The 5,900-nt window shown below is 57.4% G+C and carries 6 protein-coding genes; 3 read left to right on the top strand and 3 right to left on the bottom strand.

Annotated features, from left to right (window positions below; all coding sequences use genetic code 11):
* From WBC85_RS12280 to WBC85_RS12290, 3 genes are all read right to left on the bottom strand, one after another.
* On the bottom strand, positions 1-453 hold a 453-nt coding region (locus tag WBC85_RS12280; RefSeq protein ID WP_424437458.1), incomplete at its 3' end, for an aldehyde dehydrogenase family protein.
* Positions 450-1,550 carry an aromatic ring-hydroxylating oxygenase subunit alpha gene (locus WBC85_RS12285; RefSeq protein ID WP_424437461.1) on the bottom strand — a complete coding sequence of 367 codons (1,101 nt, stop codon included), beginning with the start codon at positions 1,548-1,550 and terminating at the stop codon, positions 450-452. The genes WBC85_RS12285 and WBC85_RS12280, both read right to left, overlap by 4 nt.
* Positions 1,547-2,434, bottom strand: a complete 888-nt coding sequence (locus tag WBC85_RS12290) for a MurR/RpiR family transcriptional regulator (RefSeq protein ID WP_424437464.1) — start codon at positions 2,432-2,434, stop codon at positions 1,547-1,549. The genes WBC85_RS12285 and WBC85_RS12290 overlap by 4 nt, the downstream gene beginning before the upstream one ends.
* 67 nt (positions 2,435-2,501) lie before the next feature.
* Here WBC85_RS12290 and WBC85_RS12295 point away from each other — a divergent pair, with 67 nt between their 5' ends.
* The 3 genes from WBC85_RS12295 to WBC85_RS12305 all read left to right on the top strand — a co-directional run.
* Positions 2,502-4,940, top strand: coding sequence for an FAD-dependent oxidoreductase (locus tag WBC85_RS12295; protein WP_424437468.1), 2,439 nt, complete (start codon positions 2,502-2,504; stop codon positions 4,938-4,940).
* On the top strand, positions 4,937-5,425 hold the full coding sequence (locus WBC85_RS12300; protein WP_424437471.1) for a hypothetical protein: 489 nt from the start codon (positions 4,937-4,939) through the stop codon (positions 5,423-5,425). Before WBC85_RS12295 ends, WBC85_RS12300 begins: the two co-directional genes overlap by 4 nt.
* Positions 5,422-5,900: mandelate racemase/muconate lactonizing enzyme family protein (locus tag WBC85_RS12305; protein ID WP_424437474.1), on the top strand; the 479-nt coding region annotated here is incomplete at its 3' end. The genes WBC85_RS12300 and WBC85_RS12305, both read left to right, overlap by 4 nt.

A 5,900-nucleotide genomic window follows, 5' to 3' on the forward strand; every position in this document is an offset into this window, starting at 1 on the left:
GTTCCACGGGATGATCTGGGCCGAAACACCGAAGGGTTCATAGGTCGTAAAGTCAAAGTAGCCTTTGCCAAGCGGGATCGAACGACCTTCAACCGTTTCCGCCTGATTGCCATAGTACTCGAAATACCGTGCGGCGCCTTCAACCTCTATCCGCGCTTCCCATAAGGGTTTGCCTTGCTCAAGCGTTAGAATTTGAGCGATCTCATCAATGTGTGCGATCAGATAACGGCCCATGGCCTGCACCATGCGTCCACGTTCAACGGGCCGCAGATCGGAAAGCGCGCCGGACAAATGCACACGCTGGGCGGCCAGAACTGCACGGTCTACGTCGCCCGCATCGGCAAGCGCCTGTTCCGCAAGCTTTTCCCCTGTGCCGGGGTTGAACACATCGATCCGCCCTGCGCCGCCATCACCCCATGTGCCGTCGATGTAGTTTTGCCAGTATGTCTTCAAGAATCCGATCCTTCGCCTTGACCATCAATCGCATCGCGCATCCAGCTTTGCAGGTGCATGACGGGATGTTCCGAATTCACACCGCCCTTGGGGTCCACGACCAAAGGGCCGGGCTTGTAGCCGCGCGAGCCTAGCCCGCGCTGAACGCTTTCAACAAGATGAATGTCCTCTTCTACCGTGGTTGCCCGATCTTGCTGGGCGAGCTTTCGAACCTTTTCATCATCAATTCCACCGACGGAGTACCAGCCACGCCAAACCACAACATGATCCGCATCTACAGCGCGCCAGTGATAAGTGTTCAGCACATTGCCCGGATAGACTTGGAACGAAAACATCGGCCACAAGAACCAGCTGGAATACTCATGGGAATGGGCAAAGCCGGACTCGATGTCATAGGTCATCTGTTCCAGCGCCTGACATTCTGTTGTGTGGCGCAGGCACTTGCCTTGGGGCTGGATGTCATAGGTTTCCGGCTTCACAACGCCGTTGGCAAAGGTCGGGTGACACAGGGAGCAATGGTAGCACTCCGAGTAGTTCTCGACCGAAACTTTCCAGTTGCAGTGTTCCGGGATTTCAACCCATTCCAGCGGCTTGAGGTCGGCCCAATTGGGCACCCATTCGCTCAGTTCGGCGCGGGCATTCGGAAACCAGTCCTCCATCGGGGCGGCGTTCGGGTCGAGGTTCACAAAAACGAAGCCGAGGAATTCCTCAACGCGCACTTCGGTCAGGCACACATCGGTTTTGTCAAAACCTTCCACGGCCTTGATATTGGGTCCGGCTCGCAGTTCACCCGTCAGCTCATATGTCCAGGCGTGATAGGGGCAAACAACGACCCGCGTCGTGCCCGAGCCTTTGACCAATTGATGCGCACGGTGCTGACACACATTATAGAAAACGCGGATTTTGTCGTCCCGCCCGCGGATCGCAAAAAGGCTTTCACCCGCGATTTCAAAGGTGGCGTAATCGCCGGTTTTGGCGAGTTCAGAAACGTGGCAGCCAAACTGCCACGTCCGCGCCAATAACCCTGCGTTCTCGATCTCGAAGACCTGCGGATCGGTATAATAGCGCGCTGCCAGTGATCGAATTGGTTCTGTCATTTGTCCTCGCTGTAATACATGCCAAGTTCATGGCGTCTTGCGCGAAACCGCGCCACACGTTCTGGAATTTCGTCACTGGCAACAGCAATGACAAAGGACAGCAGCGTTTCAAGTAACGCAATGATGCTGACCGACGAGGGAAAAAACTGCGGTGTGTCGACAGAAACGACAAACCTGTGGTCGGCCATCCTAATAATCGGGCTGGCTGGGCTGTCCGATAGCGCAACGATGACCATGCCCTGTTCACGGGCAATGCGAACGGCCTCGACCACCTCGGATCGATAGGGTCTGCAGGTGATTGCAATCAAAACGTCTTGGCCGTCGGCCCATGCTAAATCATCCACGGGGGTCGAACCGGGGCGGGGAATTGCGTGAAACTCGGTCATTCCAGTTGACGCAAGATAGGTGAAATTCCGCGCCACAGAATTGTTGACGCCAACACCAAGTGTGAAAACCCTTCGTGCTGCCCAAATCGCCTCGGCCGCGACTTTCAGGTCTTGGGTTGAAATACTGGCAAAGGTTTCTTCGATGTTGCCCAGCACGTCGCGCACCATATCTGCGTAAAGCCCGCCAAGGTCGCCTGTTTTGCGGATGTCTTGCAACCAGCGCGCACGGTCAGGGAAGTCCGCCGCACCGCGCCTTATCGCCTCGCGAAACGGGGCGCGGAAATCCTCGTATCCTTCAAAGCCGACCTGCCGCGCCATGCGCACGACTGTGTTGGGCTTTACCTTCGCGGCCTCGGCAATTTCGCGCACAGTGGAAACCCCAACATCGCGGGGGTTCTCCAATACATAGGTTGCGGCCTTGCGCGCCTCGGGTGTCAGCTCAGTGAGCTCACCCGCCAAACGCTCGAGAATCGTATTTGATACATTTGTCCCATTCATGATTGACGATGGTACTTTTGTCCGATTAGCCTGTCGAGAGAAAAACGACTCAAAAAAGGATATCTCCTTGGCGAATGAATTTCCAAGCCACGCACGCGTCGTCATTGTTGGCGGCGGCGTCATGGGCGTAGGCCTTGCATATCACCTCGGCCACGAGGGATGGGGCAAAGACACTGTGCTGCTTGAGAAAGCAGAGCTGACGTCCGGCAGCACATGGCACGCAGCGGGGCAGATCACCCACTCGACCTCCAGTTTCGGGTTGGGCAAATGTGTCGATTACAACATCGGGCTGTATTCTGGTGGATTGGAAGCCGAGACTGGCCAGCCCGTGACATGGCATGGCTGCGGGTCGTTCCGCTTGGCCTATACGAGCGACGAAATGGATTGGCTGCGTCATACACTGTCCGTCGGGCGCTCTCTTGGGTTCAACATCGAACTGGTTGGACCTGACAAGGTTGCCGAATTGCACCCGTTCTATAACCTTGACGGCGTGCTGGGCGCGCTGCACACGCCAGACGATGGCCACGTCGACCCGACCAACGTCACCATGGCGATGGCTGCGGGTGCCCGCCAAAAGGGTGCAAAAATCATCCGCCAGTGCCGCGCAACCAACATCACGCAATTGCCCTCTGGCGAGTGGCAGGTTGAAACAGACAAAGGCACGATCACTTGCGAACATGTGGTCAATGAAGGCGGCACCTATGCGCGTCAGATGGGCGAATGGTCAGGACTACAACTGCCGATGACCTCGATGACGCACCATTATTTCGTCACCGAACCGGTGCCGGAATTTGAAGCGTTGGACCACGAGTTGCCAGTCATTCGCGATGATAGGAAGGTGTCCGGCTACATCCGGATGGAGCAAAAACGCGGATTGATCGGGATCTATGAAAAGGAGAACCCGAACTCTGTATGGCACGATCACTGCCCGTGGGACTACGAAAACTGGTTGTTTGATGCCGATTATGACCGAGTCATGCCGTGGTTAGAGGAAAGTCTGAACCGCATGCCGATCTTTGCCGAGCTTGGCATTCAGCGCGAAGTTCACGGCGCAATCAGCCACCCACCCGATGGCAATCCGCTGATCGGGCCGGCACCTGGTGTGAAAAACTATTGGTGCTGCTGTGGCACGCAGATCGGGATTGGCTGGGGGCCTGGATTGACGCGGGAGTTGGCCCGTTGGATGGTCCATGGGGCCGCCAATATTTCCATGCGCGACTACGATCCGCGCCGCTTTGGCAGCTATGCCACCAAGGATTGGCAAGTGGTTAAGGCACAAGAGGACTATTGCCTGCGCCACGAAATTCCGTTTCCGCATTTCAACAGATTGGCAGGCCGGCCGATCAAGCCGTCACCCCTTTATGACTTGCTGAAATCCAAGGGTGCAGTTCACGAAGAAGTCTACGGCTTTGAGCGCCCCCGCTGGTTTGCACGCGACGGCGCGGCCCAAGAAGATCACTATTCCTTTAATCGCACCGCCGTGGACGAAATGGTCGCAAGCGAAGTCAAAGCCGTGCGCGAAAACGTCGGCATCATGGACGTCACCGCTTTCACCAAAGTTGTTGTCGAAGGGCCGGACGCCTATGCACTGCTTGATCGCCTGACCGCGAACCGCATGCCGCAGAAGCTCGGCTCCATCACGCTGACCCATATGCTGAATCGCGCTGGCCGGATCGAGTTGGAAACAACCATCGTGCGCATGGCTGAGGACAAGTTCTATCTCGTCTGTGCCGCGTTCTTCGAACAACGATTGCTGGATCATCTGAACCAGAACCGTTCTGGCGAAGATGCCACAATAGCTGCGTTGTCTTCCGAATGGGCTGCGCTGTCCTTGAACGGACCGCGCGCGCGGGATGTGCTCGGGAAGTGCACAGAGGCCGACCTGAGCAACGCAGGATTCCGCTGGCTATCCGCGCAAGAGATTACGATCGCTGGGCACAGCGTTTGGGCCTTCCGCATGTCCTATGCGGGCGAGCTTGGCTGGGAAATCCACATGCCAAGTGCGGCCTGCCTTGACGTCTACAGCGCGCTTTGGGCTGCGGGCGAGGCTTACGGTATCGTTGATTACGGTTCATTCGCGATGAACGTCATGCGCATGGAGAAAGGCTTCAAGGGCGCGGGCGAGCTAACCAATGAGGTGACTTTGGCCGAGGCGGATGTTCTGCGATTTGCGCGCTCTGACAAGGACTACCTTGGGCGTGACAAGACATTGAACACCGATCTGCCGTGGATCTGCGCCTATCTGGAGATCGAACCGGACGGCAAGGCCGACGGCCATGGCGGCGAGGCTGTGATGTTGAATGGGCAGGTTGTCGGCTCTACCGCCTCGGTGGCTTACGGCCCCACTGTCGGTAAAATTCTGGCCTTCGCCTACGTCAAACCAGCGGCAGCCAAGCCCGGTACCGCGCTAGAGGTGGTGATCCACGGCACCCCCCGCGCGGCCCGCGTGTTGGGCGAACCCGCCTACGACCCCGAAAGCCTGAAGCCGCGCGTGGATGCGTCATGATGCTGGCAAAAACAATGCGGGCCATGGTCACAATGGGCCAGGGCGATCTGGATCAAATGGTCCTGCACGAGGCTTGGCCCCGCCTTGCCCCCGCGCCGGACGAGGTTCTGATCCGCGTACGCGCATGCGGGCTGAACAACACGGACGTGAACACGCGCTCAGGCTGGTATTCCAAGACGGTGACGGATGCGACGACTGGTGGCGCGTTTGAAGAAGTAGGTGAAGACGACCCCACTTGGGGCGGCGCCCCAATCACCTTTCCGCGCATTCAGGGTGCAGATGTCGACCCGTTGCGCAACGCGCTCGCCGTGCAACCGGATCTGAGTGATGCAGAACTGGCGACCTTCTCGAGGTCGTATTTTACCGCCGAAGGTATGCTGACGCGGGCCTGGGTCGACGCAACCTATCCGCTGGAACAAATGCGCGAAGCACAGGCGGCGTTCATTGCCAAGAAACACACAGGTAATATCGTGGTGACGCCATGAAAATCACTCGGATTTCGGTCTACAATATCGACCTCCCGCTTGCGCACCCCTACTGGCTGTCGGGCGGGCGGCTCAAATTTGAAACTTTGGATGCGACCTTCGTCAAGGTGGAAACAGACGCAGGGCTAATCGGTTGGGGGGAAGGCACGCCTTGGGGGCACACGTATTTACCCGCCCATGGGCCGGGTATTCGCGCTGGCTTGGGCATACTGGCACCGCATTTGATCGGTCTTGATCCCCGCAGCCCCGAAGCCGTGATGCACATAATGGACCTGCAACTTCCCGGTCATCCGTACGTCAAATCCGCCATTGATGTGGCGTGCTGGGATATTCTGGGGCAGTTTGCAAACATGCCGATCTGGCAATTGCTTGGCGGCGATGCGCCAAATAAGGTTTTGATCAATTCGTCTATCTCAACGGGAACGCCCGAGGATATGCTGGCGTTGATTATGGCCGCCGCAGACAAGGGCTACAC

Source organism: Planktotalea sp. (assembly GCF_049680325.1).
In the GTDB taxonomy this organism is placed as follows: domain Bacteria; phylum Pseudomonadota; class Alphaproteobacteria; order Rhodobacterales; family Rhodobacteraceae; genus Planktotalea.

Bases quoted from the DNA above. Each gene is read 5' to 3' on its own strand.
- WBC85_RS12285 (WP_424437461.1), bottom strand. From the start codon at position 1,550: ATGACAGAACCAATTCGATCACTGGCAGCGCGCTATTATACCGATCCG.
- WBC85_RS12290 (WP_424437464.1), bottom strand. From the start codon at position 2,434: ATGAATGGGACAAATGTATCAAATACGATTCTCGAGCGTTTGGCGGGT.
- WBC85_RS12300 (WP_424437471.1), top strand. From the start codon at position 4,937: ATGATGCTGGCAAAAACAATGCGGGCCATGGTCACAATGGGCCAGGGC.